The organism is Jiangella alba (assembly GCF_900106035.1).
Taxonomy (GTDB): Bacteria; Actinomycetota; Actinomycetes; order Jiangellales; family Jiangellaceae; genus Jiangella; species Jiangella alba.
This window is the reverse complement of sequence record NZ_FNUC01000003.1, coordinates 1930970-1949175: the sequence shown is the minus strand read 5'-3', so window position 1 is coordinate 1949175 and position 18206 is coordinate 1930970. Positions and strand designations below refer to the sequence as shown.

Genomic DNA, 18206 nt, shown 5'->3' with positions numbered 1-18206 from the left:
CGTGGCGGCGGATTTCTGATCGGCGCAGCCGCTGAGGGTCAGCAGCAGACCTCGAGGTAGTGCTGCAGGTCCGCGAGCGCCCGCGCCATGCCGTCCTTGTCGGCGCGGTAGTAGACGGTCTTGCCGTCGCGGCGCGAGGTGACGATGCCGCCGCGCCGCAGGAGCTTGAGCTGCTCCGACGCGGTCGACTGGCCGATGCCGGCGAGCTCGGCGATCTGCCCCACGGACAGTTCGGCGCCGCGGGCGAACAGCAGCAGGATCTTCTGCCGAGCCGGGCTGGCCAGCGCCTTGAGGAACTCGAGCGTGGCGTCGCCGAGCTCGACGAGGTCGTCCGTCACCAGCGGCAACGACCTGCGCTCCCCCGCCTCGACGACCTCGCTCACGCCGTCGAGCATACGCAACGTATCGCCACTTTGACATATCGCGATTCGACGATATGTTTGCGGCGTGACCACCCCAACACACCCCGTGATCGTCATCGGCGCCGGCCAGTCCGGCCTCGCCGCCGCCCGCGCCGTCCGCGACGCCGGCCTGCAGCCCGTCGTCCTGGAGGCGAGCGACCGGCCGGCCGGGTCCTGGCCGCGCTACTACGACAGCCTGCGGCTGTTCTCCCCCGCCCGCTACAGCGCCATGCCCGGCTTCCCGATGGACGGCGACCCCGGCCGCTACCCCACCCGCGACGAGGTCGCCGGCTACCTCGACCGCTACGCCCAGCACCTCGGCGTCGACATTCGCACCCACACCCGGGTCAGCGGTGTCGAGGCCGACGGTCCCGGGTTCGTCGTGCACACCGCCGGCGGCGACGCCGTCCCGGCCGCGGGCGTCGTGGCCGCGTCGGGGTCGTTCGGCAACCCCGCCCTCCCGAGCCTGCCCGGGCAGGAGACGTTCACGGGCGAACTGCTGCACGTCACCGGCTACCGCGACCCCGCCCCGTACGCGGACAAGCGAGTCGTCGTGGTCGGCGGCGGCAACTCCGGCGTCCAGCTCGCCGACGAGCTCGCCGGCGTCGCCGACCTGACGCTGGCCACGCTCGCGCCGATCTCGTTCCTCCCCCAGGTGATCCGCGGCCGCGACCTGCACCACTGGCTCGAGGTCACCCGCTTCGACCACCTGCCGGCGGCCTGGCTGCGCCACCTCGTGCGCAAGCCGCTCGTGCTCGACACCGGCCGCTACCGCGAGGGCATCGAGTCCGGCCGCATCGACCGCCGGGCGATGTTCACCGCCTTCGACGGCGACTGCGTCGTCTGGGCGGACGGCGAGCGCGAGAGGGTCGACGCCGTCGTCTTCGCCACCGGCTATCGGCCGGACCTCGCCTACCTGGCACCGCTCGGCGCGCTGGACGAGCACGGCCTGCCGCGGCACGCCGAGGGCATCTCCACCACGCACCCCGGCCTCGTCTACCTGGGCCTGGAGTTCCAGCGCTCGTTCTCGTCCAACACCCTGCGCGGGGTCAGCCGCGACGCCGACCACGTCGTACAGCCACTGGCCGCACACGTCCAGGGGGCACACGCGATCATCGGCCTGTGAGACCTGCCCACCCGACCGGCGCCCTGGCCGCGCTGTGCCTGACGCAGATCGTCGGCTGGGGCGTCCTCTACTACTCGTTCCCGGTCGCGCTGCCGGCCATCACCGCCGGCACCGGCTGGTCCGAGTCGTCGACGACGGCGGCGTTCTCGGCGGCGCTGCTCGTCGCGGCCGTCGCCGGCATCGCCGTCGGCCGGATCATCGACCGGCACGGCCCACGCTGGGTGATGACGCTCGGCTCGGTCATCGGCGTCGCCGCGACCCTCGCCGTCGCCGCCGCACCGGGCGTCGGCTGGTTCGCCGCCGCCTGGGTGATCGCCGGCATCGCCCAGGCCGGGACGCTCTACGCGCCCGCGTTCACCGCGCTCACCCGCTGGTACGGGCCTGCCCGCGTCCGCGCACTGACCGTCCTGACCCTGGTCGCGGGCCTGTCCAGCACGATCTTCGCCCCGGCCACCGCCGCCCTCCTCGACCACCTGTCCTGGCGGCAGACCTACGTCGCGCTCGCCGTCCTGCTGGCGGTCACCACCGCCATCCCGGGCCACGCGTTCGGCCTGACCGCGCCCTGGCCGGCCGCCGACCACGCGGCACACACCCGGCTGCGCGACGGCCACGTCCGCGCCGTCGCGACCAGCCGTCCTTTCGTGTGCCTCACCATCGCCTCGGCGCTGACCGCGTTCGCGATGTTCGCCGCGACGATCCACCTCATCCCGCTGCTCACCGGCCGCGGCCTGTCGATGACGCTGGCCGCCTGGGCGCTCGGCCTGTCCGGCGCGGGGCAGCTGCTCGGCCGCATCGGTTACGCGCCGCTGTCGCGCCGCACCACGCCGCGCGTCCGGTCCGTCCTCATCCTGACCGCCGTCGCGGCCACCGTCGCCGCCGTCGGCCTGCTGCCCGGACCCGCCGCCGCGCTCGTCGCCGCCAGCATCGTCCTCGGCGTGGCGCGCGGCGCGTTCACCCTGCTGCAGTCCACCGCCGTCAGCGACCGGTGGGGCATCGCCGGCTTCGGCACCCTGTACGGCATCCTGAACGCCCCCACCACCATCGCCATGGCCGTCGCCCCTTGGGCCGGCAGCGCCATCGCCGCCGCCGTCGGCTCCTCCCCGGCCATGTTCGCCGTGCTCACCGCCATCGCCGTCGCCGCCGCCGTCGTCGCGATCGGCACGGCGACGATCAACGGTGCCGCCAGACCTTGAGCGCGGACAGCAGGAGCAGTGCGACGAGCACGGGGATCAGGACCAGGTCGGACACGATGCCCAGGAGCAGGCCGCCGACGACGGCGCCCACGATGGAGCCCGAAGCCATGACGACGACGAACCGGAACTGCTCGCGCAGCACGACGAAACTGCGGTCGCGGCTGTAGCGGGCGAACGCCACCAGCATCGTCGGCAGCGACACGGCCAACGACAGACTTCCAGCGATCTTGATGTCCACTCCGTAGAGCACCACGATCGTGGGGATGAGCAGCTCGCCGCCGGCCACCCCCATGAGGGCGGCGACGATGCCGATCCCGACGCCCGCGATCACACCGATGACCGCCGTCGGCGCCGCCGGGAGATCGAGTCCGTCAGCCGGCCCGACGTGGTTGACGACCAGCGCCCCGGCGATGACCACGAGCAGCACGGCCAGGACCCTGTAGAGCGTGGCCGTGCGCATCCGCGTCGCCCACGTGGCCCCCAGCCAGGCCCCGGCGACGCTGCCGACGAGCAGGTTGACCACGACATCCCAGTGCGGAGACAGGTCCTCCAGCGGCACCGCGGCCAGGCGCGCCGGAATCGCCGTGAGCACGACGATCAGGCTCATCGCCTTGTTCAGGATGACAGCGGCCAGCGCGGCGAACCCGAACACCCCGATCAGGAGCGGCAACCGGAACTCGGCGCCACCGAGCCCGATCATCCCGCCGACGAGGCCGACAACGGCACCGGCCCCGAACCCGGCCGCCGCCTGACGATGCCACCCGGCCCGCGCGCCGCCGCCCACCGTCGGCCCGGTCTCCCCCGTGGGTCCCACCCGCACATCGTAAGAACGCGGTGGGACGGATGCCTGGCCGGTCGCACGCGCTGACGGCAGGATGTGGCCAGGGCCTACGTGGACACGCGTGATCCGGGTCGCGGTCGCGGCAGCTGCTCGTCGAGCATCCTGGCCTGGCGACGGACCGGCTGGGCTCCGCGACCGGCATGTCACGCACCCTGCTGCACGTGGCAACGGATGGCCCGGTCATTTCCCGCGCGGCGCCGAGACCGTGGCCGCGCTCGTCCAGGCGGGTGCCGACGAGACTGACGATGTGACCGAGGCGCTGACCACCCCTCGTGCGCTCGCCGGCCGGCACGATCTCGACGCGATGTGCGCGATCGACGCCCTCGGCACGCGGCCGCACGAACCTGGGCCGACCAGCACGCGGAGATCCGCGGCGAGATCCTCGACCAGGATCAGGCGCAACGGCTCGCCGACCAGATCTTCGGGGTCACCGCTCAGCTGACGACAGCGCTGCCACCTGCCCAGGCAGGAGGTGTTCGCGGCCCCAGGCCTGCGTGGCCAGCTGCGTCGCGTCCCAGGGCGAGCCGAGTGGCGGGGTGTACGACAGGTCGAGCTCGCTGAAGCCGTCGACGGTCATGGCGTGGAACAGGGCGGTGGCGTAGGTGTCGACCCGTTTGGCGGTCTCGGTGCCGCGGGGTCCGACCAGCTGGGCGCCGAGCAGCAGGCCGGTGCCGGCGTCGCCGGTGAGGCGAATGGTGATGGGCTGCGCGCCCGGATAGTAGGCCTTGTGGTCGTCCGGCGTGGCCGTGCTGCTGGCGGGGGCGAACCCGGCCGCGGTGGCCTCGTGCTCGCGCAGGCCGGTGCGGGCCGCGACCAGGTCGAAGACCTTGACGACTTGGGTGCCGAGGCTGCCGGCGAACCGGGCCGCGCCGCCGAGGGCGTTCTCGCCGGCGACCCGGCCCTGCTTGTGCGCGGTCGTGCCCAGCGGCAGGTAGGTGACGCCGAGCTGACGGTGGTGGGTGACGACGCAGTCGCCGGCGGCCCAGACGTGCGGTAGGCCGGTGGCCATGGACTCGTCGACGACGACGGCGCCGCGCGGCCCGGTCCGTGCTCCGGCGGCGACCAGCAGGTCGGTGTCCGGCCGCACCCCCACCACGACGAGGACGAGGTCGACGTCCCAGCCGAGCGGTTCACCGCCGGGACCAGCGCCGTCGACGTGCAGGCCCGACGGCTCGCGCGAGATCGCGGTGACCGTCGACTCCGTGTGGACGGTGACGCCGTGCCGGTCCAGCTCGGCGTGCACCAGCGCACCGAGGGACGGGTCGACGGTGGGCAACACCTCGGGCAGCATCTCGACCTGGGTGACGGCGACCCCGCGCGTGGTCAGGCCCTCGGCCATCTCCAGCCCGACGTAGCCGGCGCCCACGATCAGCGCGGTGGACGGCCGGATGCGGTCCAGGCTCTGCTCCAGCGCGAAGGTGTCGCCCATGGAGTGCAGCACATGCACACCGTCGGCCGCGCCCAGCTCGTCCAGGCCGGTGATCGGCGGGCGCACCGGCAGCGCGCCGGTGCCGACGACCAGCTCGTCGTACTCGAGGGTCGTCTCCGCGCCGTCCGGCTCGCGCAGCGCGAGCCGCCGCCCGTCGACGTCGATGCCGGTGGCGAGCGTGTCCAGCCGCAGCCGCATCCCGGTGGCCTCGAGGTCGGCGTGGGTGCGGTGGGCCAGGTTCGACCAGTGCCCGACCTCGCCGGAGATGTAGTACGGGATGCCGCAGATGGAGAAGTTCGGATAGGCATCGGCCACCACCACGGTGACCTCGGCCGACGGGTCCAGCTCGCGGGCGCGCAACGCGGCGGAGATGCCGGCGTCGCTGCCGCCGACGGCGACGATGTGCACGAGCGTTCCTCTCAGATGCGAACGGGTGTGGGCGCGGGATACAACACGAGGACGAGCAGGACGCCGACGGCGGCGCCGGCCAGCTGAGCGCCGACGAACGCCGGCACCGAGGACGGCGCGATGCCCGCGAACGTGTCGGAGAACATCCGCCCGGCGGCGACGGCCGGGTTGGCGAACGACGTGGAGCTGGTGAACCAGTACGCCGCCCCGATGTAGGCGCCGACCGCGGGCGCGCACAACGCGGCCCGGCCGGTTCGGACGAGCGCGAAGATCAACAGCACCAGCCCGGCCGTCGCCACCACCTCACCGACCAGCAGCCCGGTCCCGGCGCGTTCGGTCGCCGCCAGCCCGGCGTCGACGGAGAACATGACGTTGGCCAGCAGCGCCCCGCCGACACCCCCGGCGCACTGCGCGACCACGTAGGCCACCAGCTCGCCGCCGGACAGCCCGCCACCCGAACGGCGCCCCAGCCACCAGTCAGCCAGCGACACCACCGGGTTGAAATGCGCCCCGGACACCGGCCCGAACAGCAGGATCAGCACCGCCAGCCCCAGCACTGTCGCGGTGCTGTTCTGCAGCAGTTGCAGCCCCGTGTCGCCGGGCGAGAGCCGCTGGGCGGCGATCCCGGAGCCGACCACCACGGCCACCAGCAGGCCGGTGCCGAGGAACTCGGCCAGCAGCCGTCGCGTCATCACGGGCCCCATCCTTGACGAGACCAGATAGCTCAGTCAAGATTGAGGCAATGAACGCTGAGCGAACAGACCTGGAGCGGCGGGCCGCCAGACACGCGGCGCTGGCCGACGCGTCCCGGCTGCACATCGTCGACCTGCTCAGCCTCGGCGACCTCGCCCCCAGCGAGCTCCAGGCCCGGCTGGCGATGCCGTCGAACCTGCTCGCCCACCACCTCAAGGCTCTGGAGGCCGTGGGCATGCTCACCCGCGGCCGGTCCGAGGCCGATCGCCGCCGCAGCTACGTACGGCTCACTCCGGGCGCGCTGGACGGGCTCGTCCCCGGCTCCGCCGGCAGGGCGCACCGCGTCGTGTTCGTCTGCACCGCCAACTCCGCCCGCTCCCAGCTCGCCGCCGCGCTCTGGCGGCGGGCCAGCCGCATCCCCGTCGCGTCGGCCGGCACCCATCCCGCGGACCGGATCGACCCGGGTGCGGTCGCCGCCGCCCGGCGGCACCACCTCCCGCTGCCCGCGCGCCGGCCCCGCCTCCTGGCCGACGTCGCCGCCGACGACGACTTCGTCATCACCGTCTGCGACCACGCGCACGAGGAACTCGGCGACCGCGGCGGCCTGCACTGGTCCATCCCCGACCCCGTCCGCGCCGGCACCGACCACGCCTTCGACGCCACCGTCACCGCACTCGCCGGCCGCGTGAGCGGCCTCGCCCCACGACTCGCCGCATCCTGACAGGAGACCGTCATGCCACACACGCTGGACCAGCAGGTCGCCCTCGCCACCGCCGCCAGCCGCCTGGCCGCCGACTTCGAGGGCACCTTCGGCGCCGAGACGATCGAACGGTTCCTGCACACGTCCTACGACCAGTTCGCCGGCCGCGCCGCCGTCGCCACCTTCCTGCCCCTGCTGGCCGAACGCTTCGCCCGCCAGCGCCTCACCGCACTCGCCCGCGTCGAGGGCCTGAGCCACGACGGCCGTCCCACCGTGCTGTTCCTGTGCGTGCACAACGCGGGCCGCTCGCAGATGGCGCTCGGCTTCTTCCGGTACCACGCGGGCGACGCCGCCATCGCGTGGTCCGGCGGCTCCGAACCCGGCGACCAGGTCAACCCCGTCGCCGTCGCCGCCATGGCCGAACGCGGCATCGACATCTCCGCCGAGTACCCCAAGCCCTGGACCGACGAGGTGGTCCGCGCCGCCGACGTCGTGGTCACCATGGGCTGCGGCGACGCCTGCCCCGTCTTCCCCGGCAAGCGCTACGAGGACTGGTCCCTCGACGACCCCGCCGGCCAGGGCCTCGACGCCGTCCGCCCCATCCGCGACGACGTCGAACGCCGCGTCCTCACCCTGCTCGACGAACTCCAGGTCACCGTCAGGCAGCCATGACGGCTCCGGGCGACGTGCTGGACGTGCTCGTCGTCGGGGCCGGGCCGACGGGCCTGGCGCTGGCCGCCACGCTGCGGAGCTACGGGGCGCGGTTCCGCGTCGTCGACCGCGCGCTCGACCGTGTGCACGAGTCGCGGGCGCTGGCCATCCAGCCGCGGACGCTGGAGGTGCTGGCCGGACTCGGCCTGAGCGACCAGCTCGTCGCGCACGGCAACCGCACCGTCCGCCTGCACCTGCATGCGAGCCGCCGGACCGTGTCGATGCCGCTGTTCGACATCGGCCTCCACGACACCGCCTACCCCTACCTGCTGTTCCTCTCCCAGGCCGAGACCGAGCGCATCCTCACCGGTCACCTCGTGCGGCACGGCGTCCGGCCCGAGCGCGGGACCGAGCTCGTCGCCCTCGACCAGGACGACGACACCGTGACGTGCAGGCTCCGGTCGGCCGGTGTGGAGGAGTCCGTGACCGCCCGCTACGTGGCCGGCTGCGACGGCGCCCGCAGCGCCGTTCGCCGGCTGGCCGGCATCGGCTTCGACGGCCTGGCCTACCCGCAGACGTTCGTGCTGGCCGACCTCGAGGCCGACGGCATCGATCCCGGCGCCGCCCACGCGTTCGTCGGCGGCCGGGGCATCCTGTTCTTCTTCCCGCTCGCCACCCCGGCATCGTGGCGCCTGCTCGCCATGCGCCCGCCCGGCGATCCGGCCTCCACGCGCGACGCCGTCACCCTCTCGGAGCTGCAGGCACTCGTCGACGCCGCCACCGCGATGCCGGTCCGGCTGCACGACCCGATCTGGACCACCGACTTCCGCATCGCCAACCGCGGCGCCACCCGGTACCGGTCCGGGCGGGTCTTCCTGGCCGGCGACGCCGCGCACGTGCACAGCCCGGCCGGCGCGCAGGGCATGAACACCGGCATCCAGGACGCCGTCAACCTCGGCTGGAAGCTCGGCCTCGTCGCCACCGGACGCGGCGCCCCCGAGCTGCTGGAGACCTATGAGACCGAACGCGCACCCGTCGGTCGCCGCGTCCTGCGCTTCACCGACCGCGCCTTCACCATCGCCACGTCGGAGCGCCCGCTGCTCCGGGCCGCCCGCGCCCGCGCCGTTCCGGCCGTCGCACCGCTGGCCGGGCGCTTCCGGCGGGTCCGCGGCTACGGCTTCCGCGTCCTCGCTCAGCTCGCCATCCGCTACCGGCACAGCCCGCTGTCGGCCGGCCGCGCCCGCCGCCGCGGCCCACGTCCCGGCGACCGGCTCCCCGACGCACCCGTCATCCGCGGCGGCCGGCCGACCACGCTCCACGCCGAGCTCGGTGCGCCCGGCTTCCACCTGGTGCTGTGCGGATCGGCCGGCCGGTGGCCGGCGTCGGCCGGCGCCGATCTCGCCGCCCGCCATCCCGGCCTGCTCACGGTGCATCGGCTCAGCCGCGAGGGCGACGGCGACGTCCTGGTCGACCACACCGGCCGGGCGGGCCGGCGACTCCACGTCGGCCCGGCCGCCGCCCAGCTGCTCGTCCGTCCCGACGGGCACCTCGCCTACCGCGGCGACGCCGATCTCGGCGCCGCCCGCGCGTACCTCGACCGCTGGCTGGTCGAGCCCTGAGCCGTCCCGCGGTCAGGTGGAGCTGCGAACCGGCGCGCCGAGCGTGATCAGCTCCGGGCCGGCCGGGGCGCCGCAGCAGCCGCCACTGGCGACGTCGTAGCCGCCGGAGCCGCCGCAGACGCCGGATTCGGGCAGGACGAGCTCGACCCGCTCGGCCGCGGCGCGGTCGCCGGCGAAGGCGGCGGCGATGCTGCGGACCTGCTCGTAGCCGGTCATGGCCAGGAACGTCGGCGCCCGGCCGTAGCTCTTCATCCCGGCCAGGTAGACGCCGGGCTCGGGATGGGCCAGCTCGACGACGCCGTGGGGGGAGACGCTGCCGCAGGAGTGGACGTTCGGGTCGATCATGGGCGCGAGCTTCACCGGCGCCTGCAGCGTGGCGTCCAGCTCCAGCCGCAGCTCGGACAGCCAGGCCAGGTCCGGGCGCAGGCCGGTCAGCGCGATCACCCGGTCGACGTCGCCGACGCGCTGCCCGCTGGACGACACCAGCGCGACCCGGCCGTCGGGCTGGGACTCGACGGCCTCGGTGCGGAAGCCGGTGACGACGCGGACCCGGCCGGCCTCGACCGCCTCGCGGGCGCGCTGGCCGAGCCGCCCGCGGGCCGGCAGCTCGTCGGCGTCGCCGCCGCCGAAGGTGTCGCCGATGGCGCCGCGGCGCAGCACCCAGGTGACGGACGTGCCGTCGGGCAGGCCGGTCAGCGACACCAGCGCGGTGAGCGCGGAGTGCCCGCTCCCGGCGACCACCACATGCCGGCCGGCCAGCCGGTCCCGTTCGGCCGGGACGGACAGGTCCGGGCCGCGGTAGCTCAGCCGGCCCGCCGCCACGGCAGCGGCCTCACCGACCGCGCGCAGCCCGTCGCCGCCCAGCGGGTTCGGCGCCACCCAGGTGCCGGACGCGTCGATCAGGCCGCTGGCGACCACCCGCTCCTCGTGGCCGTCGTCGTACCGGACGTGGACGGTCAGCGGCTCGCCGTCGCGGCCGTCGTCGACCACGCGGTCGCGGCCGCGCCGCGCCACCCCGACGACCTCCGCACCGGTACGCACCCGCTCCCCCAGCAGGCCGGCGAGCGGCGCGAGATAGTCGCGCACCCACTCGCCACCGGTCGGGTAGCCGTCGCCGGCCGGACGGACCCAGCCGCGCGCCTCGAGCAGCCGGCCGGCCGCGGGCGCCACCAGCTCCGACCACTGCGAGAACAGCCGGACGTGTCCCCACTCCGACACCGCCGCCCCCGCCGACGCGCCACGTTCGAACACCAGCACGCCGACCTCGCGCTCGACCAGCTCGGCCGCGGCCGCCAGGCCCACCGGGCCGGCGCCGACCACCACCACGGGGTACGCCATCACACGACTCCTTCATCGAACGTCATCGATTGTTGCCGGCGACTCTATCGACGAGTATCGATGATGGCAACCATCGACCTTCGTCGATAGACTCCCGCCATGACGACTCTGGCCGCGCCGCCGCAGCTCCTCCCCGCCGACGCCGCGGCGGACTACGCCGAGTGCTTCACGGCGCTCTCCGACCCCACCCGGGTCCGGCTGCTGCACGCCGTCGCCGCCTCGAACGGCGGCGTCACCGTCGGCGAGCTGACCGAGCTGCTGAGCATCAGCCAGTCGACCGCGTCGCACCACGTGCGCAAGCTCACCGACGCGCGGTTCGTGCACGTCGCCAAGGTCGGCACCAGCACGCGCGTCACCGTCAACGAGGCCTGCTGCACGGGCCTGCCGCACATGGCCGACGTCGTCATGGGCGTCACCTCCGAGTCCCGGCCGTGCTGCCCCGACGACGTCCCCGCCGACGTGACGGTCCGGGCGCTCGCCGACGACGACTGGCCCGAGGTCCGCCGCATCTACCGCGAGGGCATCGACACCGGCATCGCGACGTTCGAGACCTCGGTGCCGGCCAGCAACCGGCTGGCGGCGAAGTGGCTGCCCGGGCACCGCTGGGTCGCCGAGCTCGACGGCGCCGTCGCCGGCTGGACCGCCATCACCGCCGCTTCCGACCGCGACTGCTACCGCGGCGTCGGCGAGACCTCGGTCTACGTCGACGCCGCCCACCGCGGCCGCGGCGTCGGCAAGGCCCTGCTGCGCCGGCAGGTCACCGCGGCCGACAACGACGACCTCTGGACGCTGCAGACGTCGATCTTCACCGAGAACCGCGCCAGCCTCTCGCTGCACCACCAAGCCGGCTACCGCACCGTCGGCATCCGCGAGAAGATCGCCCAGCGCGACGGCGTCTGGCACGACACCGTCCTCCTCGAACGGCGGCGCGCCGCGTAGCCCGGGCGGCGGAGCGCCGAACCGCCCCCGCACCCGCGCTGGTCAGGCGTTTGCGCTGGTCAATTCGGGTGGCGTAACTCCGGCGTAACCCGAGTCCGCCTAGCGTGGGAGGCGTGAGCCAGTACAGCGAACGGACGGCACGGCCGCGGGCCGAGCGGGCCCGGCACGTCGCCGACCTCCTCCGCCAGCAGATCACCGACGACGCCTTTCCCGGCGGCCTGCTGCCGGACGAAGGGACGCTCGGACGCCACCTCGGCGCGTCGCGCAACGCCGTCCGCGAAGCGCTGGGCCTGCTGCGCGAGGAAGGCCTCGTCACCCGGCGCCGCGGCGTCGGCACGTCGGTCGTCGCACCCAAGCTCGGGCACGGGCTGGACCGCCTGGCCGGCCTCGCCGAGACCCTGGCCGGGCACGGGACCGTCACCAACGAGGTCCGCGTCGCCGAGACCGTGTCCGCGACGGCCGCCGTCGCCGACCGCCTCGAGGTGGAGCCCGGCGACGACGTGGTCCGCATCGAGCGCCTGCGCCGCCTCGACGACCAGCCGCTGTCGCTGGACACCAGCTACCTCGTCGCGGACGTCGGACGCCGCGTGCTCGACGCCGACCTCGTCCACCGCGACGTCTTCGCCGTCATCGAGGAGGTGACCGGCGGCCGTCTGGGCCGGGCCGAGGTCGCCGTCCACGCCGTGAACGCCGACGCCGGCACCGCCCGGCTGCTCGACGTCCCGGCCGGTGCCGCGGTGTTCGCCATCGAACGGAGCACGTTCCTGCCCGGCGGCCGGGTCGTCGACGTCGAGTCGCTGCGCATCCGCGCCGACCGGCTGACCCTGCGGGCCACCCTGCACCGCGGCCCGGCCGCCGGCTGACGCGGCATGGTGGACCCTCTCCTCGTCCTGCTGGCGTCGTTCGGGCTGATCGGCGGCATCGGCATCGCCGCCGTCGGCCCGGGCGGCGTGCTCCCCACGACGGGGCTGTTCCTGCTGACCGACCTCACCCCGTCCGAGGTCGCGGGGACGGCGATGGTCACCCACGTCGCGACCGGCGCGCTGGCGACGGCGGCGTATGCGCGCTCCGGGCACCTCACCGAGCCGCACACCCGGCGCACCGCGCTCGTCCTGGCCGCCGCCGCGGCGGCCGGCGCTCCGGCCGGCGTGCTGATCAACTCCAGGGTCGGCACGGACGTCTTCGGTGTGCTCCTCGCGGCCCTCATGGTGGTGGCCGCCGCGCTGGTGTGGCGGCGGGAACGCCGTCGCGAGCCGTCGTCACCGGCGGCGTCGGCGCCGCCGCCGGCGGTCGTCGCCGGGCTAGGGCTGGCCGTCGCGGTGGTGGCCGGCGTCGTCGGCATCGGCGGCCCGATGCTGGCCGTTCCCCTGCTCGTCGCGGCCGGGGTGCCGCTGCTCGAGTCGCTGGCCGCCGCCCAGGTCCAGTCGATCGTCATCGCGAGCACCGGGACGGCCGGCTACCTCGCCGCCGGCGCCGTCGACTGGCCGCTCGCGGCGCTCATCGGCGTGCCCTCACTCGCCGGCGTGCTGCTCGGCTGGAAGATCGCGACGACCCTCCCGACCCGTCAGCTCGCCACCGCCCTCGTCGTCTCGCTGCTCGTCCTCGCCCCGTTCGTCGCCTTCGGCTGAGCCGCCTGCGGTCTCAGCCCTCGCCGCGCTGGGCCGCCCGCGGATCGCTCATCAGCCGCTCGGCGGCGAAGGTCAGCGTCCTGGCGACCCTCGGGATGTCCTTGACCGGAAAGCGGCTGGCGGGGGCGCTCAGGCTCAGCGCGGCCGGGACCCGGGTGCCGGCGATGCCGACGGCGACGCAGCGGCCGTCCTCCTCGTTCTCCTGGTCGTCGACGGCGCGGCCGCGCTGGCGGACCAGCTCGAGCTCCTCGAGGAACCGGTCGAGGGAGGTGATGGTGCTGGGGGTGCGCCGCGGCATCTCGACCTGGTGCAGCAGCTCGCGCACCCTGGCCTCGGGCAGCTGCGCCGCGATGGCCTTGCCCAGCGCGGTGCAGTAGAGCGGGTCGCGGGCGCCGGGCGCGCTCACCATGCGCACCTGACGGAGGCTCTCGGCGACCTCGACGTAGCGCACGGTGTTGCCGTCGAGGACGCCGAGGTTCACCGTCTCGCCGGTCTCGTCGCGCAGCTTCTCCAGCCACGGGCGGGCGCGCTCCTTCAGCATGTCGAGGTCGCGCGACTGCATGCCGACGAAGCCGAGGCCGAGGCGGTAGCGCCCCTGGGCGTCGCGCTCGACGTAGCGGTGCCGCTCCAGCGTCCACAGGTAGCGGAACGCCGTGGCCTTGGCCATGCCGATGGAGCGATGGACGTCGACCAGCGCCATCGGCTCCGGCGACTCCTGCAGCACGTTGAGCATCGACACGACCCGCTCGACCGAACGGTTGTTGTACTTCTTGATCTGCTCCGGCGTCGCCGTCGCGGGATCGGGCGCGCCGGTGATGTCGATCTCGTCGCTCATGGGTTCTCCCCCTGCCTTCATCGGAACACCCAGCCGCCGTCGACGGTGACGACCTGGCCGGTCACGAACGCGCTGTCATCGCTGGCGAGGTAGACGAAGGTCGGCGCGAGGTCGGCGGCGTAGCCGCGGCGTGGCAGCGACTGCTGCGGCACGACCTCGTCGAAGAGCGCCCGCTCGTCCGCGAACAGCTCCGTCTCCTGCTCGGTCCGGATCGCTCCGGGCATGACGGCGTTGACGCGGATGCCGTCGGCCCCGAGCTCGCGGGCCAGCGCCCGGGTGATCCCGATGATGCCCGCCTTGCTCGCGGTGTAGTGCAGCGATCCGGGCTGCCCGGTCTCCGCCATGATGCTGGTGACGGTGACGATGGCGCCGTGCCCGGAAGCGGCCAGATCCGGATGGGCGGCCCGGGCCAGCAGCCACGTCGCGCGCAGGTTGACCGCCAGCACGTGGTCCCACTGCTCGACGGTGATGTCCTGCCAGCGCGCGTGCCCGCCGGCCGCGGCGTTCGCCACGACGATGTCGAGCGGGCCCAGCGCGCGCCGGGCCTGTTCCACCAGGTCCGCCGGCCCGCGCGGGTCGCCGAGGTCCGCCTCCGCGGTGACCACCCGCGCGCCGCCGGCCGCGAGCTCGTCGGCCAGCTGGGCGGCCTCCGTCTTGCGGTCGACGCGTGGCTCGTGCGCCAGGACGACGGCCGCGCCCTCGGCGGCCAGGGCCCGTGCCGCCGCGGCGCCGATGCCGCGTGACGCGCCGGTGACGAGCGCGACCCGGCCGGCCAGGCGGCTCATCGGACCGTCTCCGGGTCGAACCGGGCCTCGGGCTCGAACGGGAACATCGGCCGGCGCCGATGGCGGAAGTCGAAGGCGGAGACGTCGGCGCTGGTGGAGCCGGGAGTGTCGGCCCAGATCAGCTGGCTGGCGATGGGCTCGAACGCCGCCCGCGGCGCGTGGACGCCCTTGGCGACGACGATCGGCACGCCGGCCGGATCGATGCCGAGAGTGCTGAACTGCATCCGGCTCCAGGTGCCCTCGGGCCGCGAGTGCAGCGCCAGCAGGAAGCCGTCGTCGGTGCGCACCCCCGCCGACGTGCCCAGGTCGAAGACGCGGGCGCCACCGTGGGTCGCCGACGGGTCCTCGAACCGGCCGTCGGTCACCGCGATGACCTCGCCACGGATCGGGAACGGGATGCCGTGCCGGTCGTCGACCTTGCCGCCGACGGTGAGGTCGACCCGGGCGCCGACGCCGGCGGCCGCGCACGACAGCGCGACCGCGGGGTCGTAGACGCACTGCGCCACCCCGGTGACGCCGAGCCGGCGGGCCGCGTGCAGCAGATGGGTGGAGTCGCCGGGGCTGCCGCCGCCGACGTTGTCGCCCATGTCGAGGACGACCACCGGGCCGCCGTCCGCGGCGCCGGCCCGCCGCATCGCCTCGTCCGTCCCGGGCGCCGCGCCGACGAAGCCGTCGCGGCGTTCCCAGGTGGCGGCCGCGACGGACCGGGCGGCATCGGCCGCGAGCGCCGGGTCGGCGTCGGCGACGGCGATCACCGACATGCCCATCTCGGCGACGTCGGCGTACGGGAACCCCTCGACCAGGCTCACGGAGAGCACCCCGGGACGGCGTTCGTGCTCGCGGGCCGCGGCGAGCAGCTCGCTCATCGGCTCGTGTCCGGTGCCCATGCGCAGGATGCCGGCCGCCAGGGGCAGCTCGGCCAGCGCCATGACCGGCCGGATCTCGCCGCGGATCGCGCGGCCCAGCAGCCGGGCACAGGCCAGGCCCTGCTCCCGCGCGTCGACGTGCGGGTTGGTCTGGTAGACGGTGATGACGTCGGCATGCTCGACCAGCTGCCGTGAGACGTTCGCGTGCAGGTCGAGGGTGACGCCGATCGGGACGTCCGGGCCGACGGCCGCGCGCACCCGCCGCAGGAACTCGCCGTCGGCGTCGGGGTGGCCGTCCGCGACGGCCGCGCCGTGCTGCGGCAGCAGGACGCCGTCCCACGGTCCCTGCTCGCGCAGCCGCGCCAGCATGAGGCCGCTCAGGTGCTCGAACGCCTCGGCGGTGCTGGCGCCGGTGGGCGTGATCCAGCTGTACACCAGCGGGACGACCTCGACGGCGGGGTCCTCGGCCGCGTAGGCGAAGTAGCCGGCGAGGATGGACTCCGACCGCTCGTGCCGCTGCCGGATCGCGTCGCCCTCGAGGATGCCGGCCCGCTCCCACGCCGCCAGCGTCGCCGCCGACGGTGCGAACGTGTTCGCTTCGTGACCGAAGCCCACCATGGCCAGACGCATCAAGCGGACACCTGTGCCGCGGCGGTGTCGAACCGCTCCAGCGTGGCCGCCATCTCCTTGTCCGCGTGCGCGGCCGAGACGTACCAGATGCCCCGGGCGGCGACCCAGACGCCGTGGTCGGCCAGGGTGTGCGAGAACGCCGCGTAGCGGTCGAGGTCGAGCCCGGCCAGCCCGGCGTAGTCGTGCACCGGCGCGGGGTCGCCAAAGGACACGTGGAAGGCCATCGGCAGGCCCTGCGCGCGCAGCGGCAGGCCGTGGTCGCGGCCGATCTCGACGATCGCGTCCATCAGCGAGTCGCCGTACTCCTCCAGCCGCGCGTACGGCGGGTCCTCGCGCAGTGCCTTCAGGCTGGCGATGACCGCGGCGCAGGCCGGCACGGAGCCGTTGAAGGTGCCCGCGTGGACGACGCCCTCGGCGAACCGGTCCATCAGCGCGGCAGAGCCCGCGAGTGCCGACACCGGCCAGCCGCCGGCCATCGCCTTGCCGTAGACGGCGAGGTCGGGCCGCACCCCGAACCGCTCGGCGGCGCCGCCCAGCGCGACCCGGAACCCGGTGATGACCTCGTCGAAGATGAGCACGACGCCGTGCGCGTCGCAGAGCCGGCGCACGTGCGCCAGGAACCCCTCGGCCGGCGGGATGGCGCCGTTGTTGAACATGACCGGCTCGACGATGACCGCGGCGATGTCGTCGTGCTCGGCCAGCGTCGCCTCCAGTGCGGCGGCGTCGTTGAACGGGAGCACGTACGCCTCGGTGAGGCTGTGCGACAGCTGGCCGGCGCTGCCAGGCGCGGGCTTGCCGTCGACCATGGACATCAGGACGTTGTCCAGCCAGCCGTGATACGTGCCCGCGAAGCGGACGAACCGGTTGCGGCCGGTGGCCGCGCGGGCCAGCCGCAGCGCCGCCTGGTCGGACTCGGTGCCGGTGACGCCGAAGCGCACCCGCTCGGCCCAGCCGACGGTGTCGAGGAACAGCTCCCCGGCCTCGTTCTCCAGCACGTGGTTGGCGCCGAACACCGATCCGCGCCGCGCCTCGGCCGCCACCGCGTCGTTCACCCGCGCCGGCGCGTGACCGAGGAAGTTCGGGCCCTGCCCGAGCAGGTAGTCCACGTAGTCATTGCCGTCGGCGTCGTAGAGCCAGGCGCCCTCGCCGCGCTCGAAGAAGATCGACGGCGCGCTCAGACGGACATTCGAATGCACGCCACCCGGCGTGAGCTCGCGGGCACGGCTGGAGAACGCAGCGGAGCGCTCGAGAACGGTGGACAACCTCGCCTCCCAGGCGGTGACGGGAAACCGGGCGACCTGCCGGCGAAGCGGCAGATGTTCCATTGGCTGGAACGCTCGGTTCTAACTGTTGAATCATACGGGACGAAAACGGTCCTGCCTACCCGGCATCGCGGCGGGTGGGCAGGACCGTCGTCAGTCAGCTATTCGTAGGCGGCGAGGAAGTCGCCGAATCTCTCGACGTCGAGTCGTCCCTGCCTGACGTGGCCGATGATCTCCCGCTCGGTCGTCTCCACCGCGTGTGCCGCCGCCGCGACCTCACCGGCGATCGCGCGTGGCACCTCGACGACGCCGTGCGAGTCGCCGTGCAGCAGCGCGCCGGGCTCGACGACCATCCCGCCGACCCGCACCGGCACCCCGACCTCGACCAGGTGCGCGTTGGCGTGCGACACCAGCACGGAGCTCGCGTAGAACCGGAAGCCCAGGGAGCCGACCTCGTCGATGTCGCGGACTCCGCCGTTGGTGACGGCGCCGACGCAGCCGTGGGCGCGGTGGATGTTCGCCATGACCTCGCCCCACAACGCGCCGACTGGCCGCTCGTCCAGGTCCTCGACGACCACGACCCGCGGCTCCGGCAGCTCCGCGATGTGCCGCAGCAACGCGACCAGCGGCACGGCGTCGCCGTAGCGTTCCGCCGACCGCATGCGTGCGGTGGCCGCGTACGCCGTCCACGGACCCGGCCCGCCGGCGACGTGCCGCACGGTGGCGTCGAGGAAGCCCTCCGAACGCGGCCGGACGTCGAAGGTCTCGATCGCGTTGGCGATCGTCGGTGTCGAGTACCGCTCCACTTCGGCCAGCCAGCGCATCGGCACCGGTTCGACGCTCATCGGCGGTTCCCTTCCTT

General features: G+C 74.2%; 18 protein-coding genes. 8 read left to right on the top strand and 10 right to left on the bottom strand.

The annotated features are described in order from the left end of the window. Nucleotides 1-38: 38 nt before the first annotated feature. Nucleotides 39-383 carry an ArsR/SmtB family transcription factor gene (locus BLV02_RS11455; protein ID WP_216094339.1) on the bottom strand — a complete coding sequence of 115 codons (345 nt, stop codon included), beginning with the start codon at nt 381-383 and terminating at the stop codon, nt 39-41. Nucleotides 384-447: 64 nt separating this feature from the next. Here BLV02_RS11455 and BLV02_RS11450 point away from each other — a divergent pair, with 64 nt between their 5' ends. Further along, nucleotides 448-1527 carry a flavin-containing monooxygenase gene (locus BLV02_RS11450; protein ID WP_069112728.1) on the top strand — a complete coding sequence of 360 codons (1080 nt, stop codon included), beginning with the start codon at nt 448-450 and terminating at the stop codon, nt 1525-1527. Then, nucleotides 1524-2720, top strand: a complete 1197-nt coding sequence (locus BLV02_RS11445) for an MFS transporter (protein WP_069112729.1) — start codon at nt 1524-1526, stop codon at nt 2718-2720. Before BLV02_RS11450 ends, BLV02_RS11445 begins: the two co-directional genes overlap by 4 nt. On the opposite strand, the gene BLV02_RS11440 is transcribed toward BLV02_RS11445, so the two are convergent. The 3 genes from BLV02_RS11440 to BLV02_RS11430 form a co-directional block, all read right to left on the bottom strand. Next, nucleotides 2698-3420, bottom strand: coding sequence for a TSUP family transporter (locus BLV02_RS11440; protein ID WP_141711693.1), 723 nt, complete (start codon nt 3418-3420; stop codon nt 2698-2700). The genes BLV02_RS11445 and BLV02_RS11440 overlap by 23 nt on opposite strands. A gap of 568 nt (nt 3421-3988) precedes the next feature. After that, nucleotides 3989-5398: an FAD-dependent oxidoreductase gene (locus tag BLV02_RS11435; protein WP_069112731.1), complete on the bottom strand. Its 1410-nt coding sequence runs from the start codon at nt 5396-5398 to the stop codon at nt 3989-3991. An 11-nt stretch (nt 5399-5409) separates the two neighbouring features. Continuing rightward, nucleotides 5410-6090 (bottom strand): aquaporin, encoded by a 681-nt coding sequence (locus BLV02_RS11430; protein WP_069112732.1) that lies wholly within the window; start codon nt 6088-6090, stop codon nt 5410-5412. 50 nt (nt 6091-6140) lie between these two features. On the opposite strand from BLV02_RS11430, the gene BLV02_RS11425 reads away from it, so the two are divergent. The 3 genes from BLV02_RS11425 to BLV02_RS11415 are packed head-to-tail and all read left to right on the top strand — an operon-like array spanning nt 6141 to nt 9061. Next, entirely contained in the window at nt 6141-6812 is a 672-nt protein-coding gene (locus tag BLV02_RS11425) for an arsenate reductase/protein-tyrosine-phosphatase family protein (RefSeq protein WP_069112733.1), read from the top strand. A 12-nt stretch (nt 6813-6824) separates the two neighbouring features. Next, nucleotides 6825-7463 (top strand): arsenate reductase ArsC, encoded by a 639-nt coding sequence (locus BLV02_RS11420; RefSeq protein ID WP_069112734.1) that lies wholly within the window; start codon nt 6825-6827, stop codon nt 7461-7463. Continuing rightward, a complete protein-coding gene (locus BLV02_RS11415) occupies nt 7460-9061 on the top strand; it encodes an FAD-dependent monooxygenase (protein WP_069112735.1) in 1602 nt (533 codons plus the stop codon). Before BLV02_RS11420 ends, BLV02_RS11415 begins: the two co-directional genes overlap by 4 nt. 12 nt (nt 9062-9073) lie before the next feature. On the opposite strand, the gene BLV02_RS11410 is transcribed toward BLV02_RS11415, so the two are convergent. After that, on the bottom strand, nt 9074-10399 hold the full coding sequence (locus tag BLV02_RS11410) for an FAD-dependent oxidoreductase (protein ID WP_069112736.1): 1326 nt from the start codon (nt 10397-10399) through the stop codon (nt 9074-9076). 99 nt (nt 10400-10498) lie between these two features. Here BLV02_RS11410 and BLV02_RS11405 point away from each other — a divergent pair, with 99 nt between their 5' ends. From BLV02_RS11405 to BLV02_RS11395, 3 genes are all read left to right on the top strand, one after another. Beyond that, nucleotides 10499-11338, top strand: coding sequence for a helix-turn-helix domain-containing GNAT family N-acetyltransferase (locus BLV02_RS11405; protein ID WP_069112737.1), 840 nt, complete (start codon nt 10499-10501; stop codon nt 11336-11338). 113 nt (nt 11339-11451) lie between these two features. Further along, the gene (locus BLV02_RS11400) at nt 11452-12201 is read left to right on the top strand and encodes a GntR family transcriptional regulator (RefSeq protein WP_069112738.1); all 750 of its coding nucleotides are present in this window, start codon (nt 11452-11454) and stop codon (nt 12199-12201) included. A gap of 6 nt (nt 12202-12207) precedes the next feature. Further along, entirely contained in the window at nt 12208-12966 is a 759-nt protein-coding gene (locus BLV02_RS11395) for a sulfite exporter TauE/SafE family protein (protein WP_069112739.1), read from the top strand. 13 nt (nt 12967-12979) lie between these two features. Here BLV02_RS11395 and BLV02_RS11390 read toward each other — a convergent pair whose 3' ends face one another. The 5 genes from BLV02_RS11390 to BLV02_RS11370 all read right to left on the bottom strand — a co-directional run bounded on the left by BLV02_RS11390 (nt 12980) and on the right by BLV02_RS11370 (nt 18189). Then, nucleotides 12980-13801: an IclR family transcriptional regulator gene (locus BLV02_RS11390; RefSeq protein ID WP_069112740.1), complete on the bottom strand. Its 822-nt coding sequence runs from the start codon at nt 13799-13801 to the stop codon at nt 12980-12982. Nucleotides 13802-13818: 17 nt separating this feature from the next. After that, nucleotides 13819-14586, bottom strand: coding sequence for an SDR family NAD(P)-dependent oxidoreductase (locus tag BLV02_RS11385; RefSeq protein WP_069112741.1), 768 nt, complete (start codon nt 14584-14586; stop codon nt 13819-13821). Next, complete coding sequence (locus tag BLV02_RS11380; RefSeq protein WP_083288860.1) at nt 14583-16082, bottom strand: M81 family metallopeptidase; 1500 nt, start codon at nt 16080-16082, stop codon at nt 14583-14585. Before BLV02_RS11380 ends, BLV02_RS11385 begins: the two co-directional genes overlap by 4 nt. Beyond that, a complete protein-coding gene (locus tag BLV02_RS11375; protein ID WP_216094342.1) occupies nt 16082-17278 on the bottom strand; it encodes an aspartate aminotransferase family protein in 1197 nt (398 codons plus the stop codon). Before BLV02_RS11375 ends, BLV02_RS11380 begins: the two co-directional genes overlap by 1 nt. Nucleotides 17279-17505: 227 nt before the next feature. Further along, nucleotides 17506-18189: an RraA family protein gene (locus BLV02_RS11370; protein WP_069112743.1), complete on the bottom strand. Its 684-nt coding sequence runs from the start codon at nt 18187-18189 to the stop codon at nt 17506-17508. Nucleotides 18190-18206: the final 17 nt, after the last annotated feature.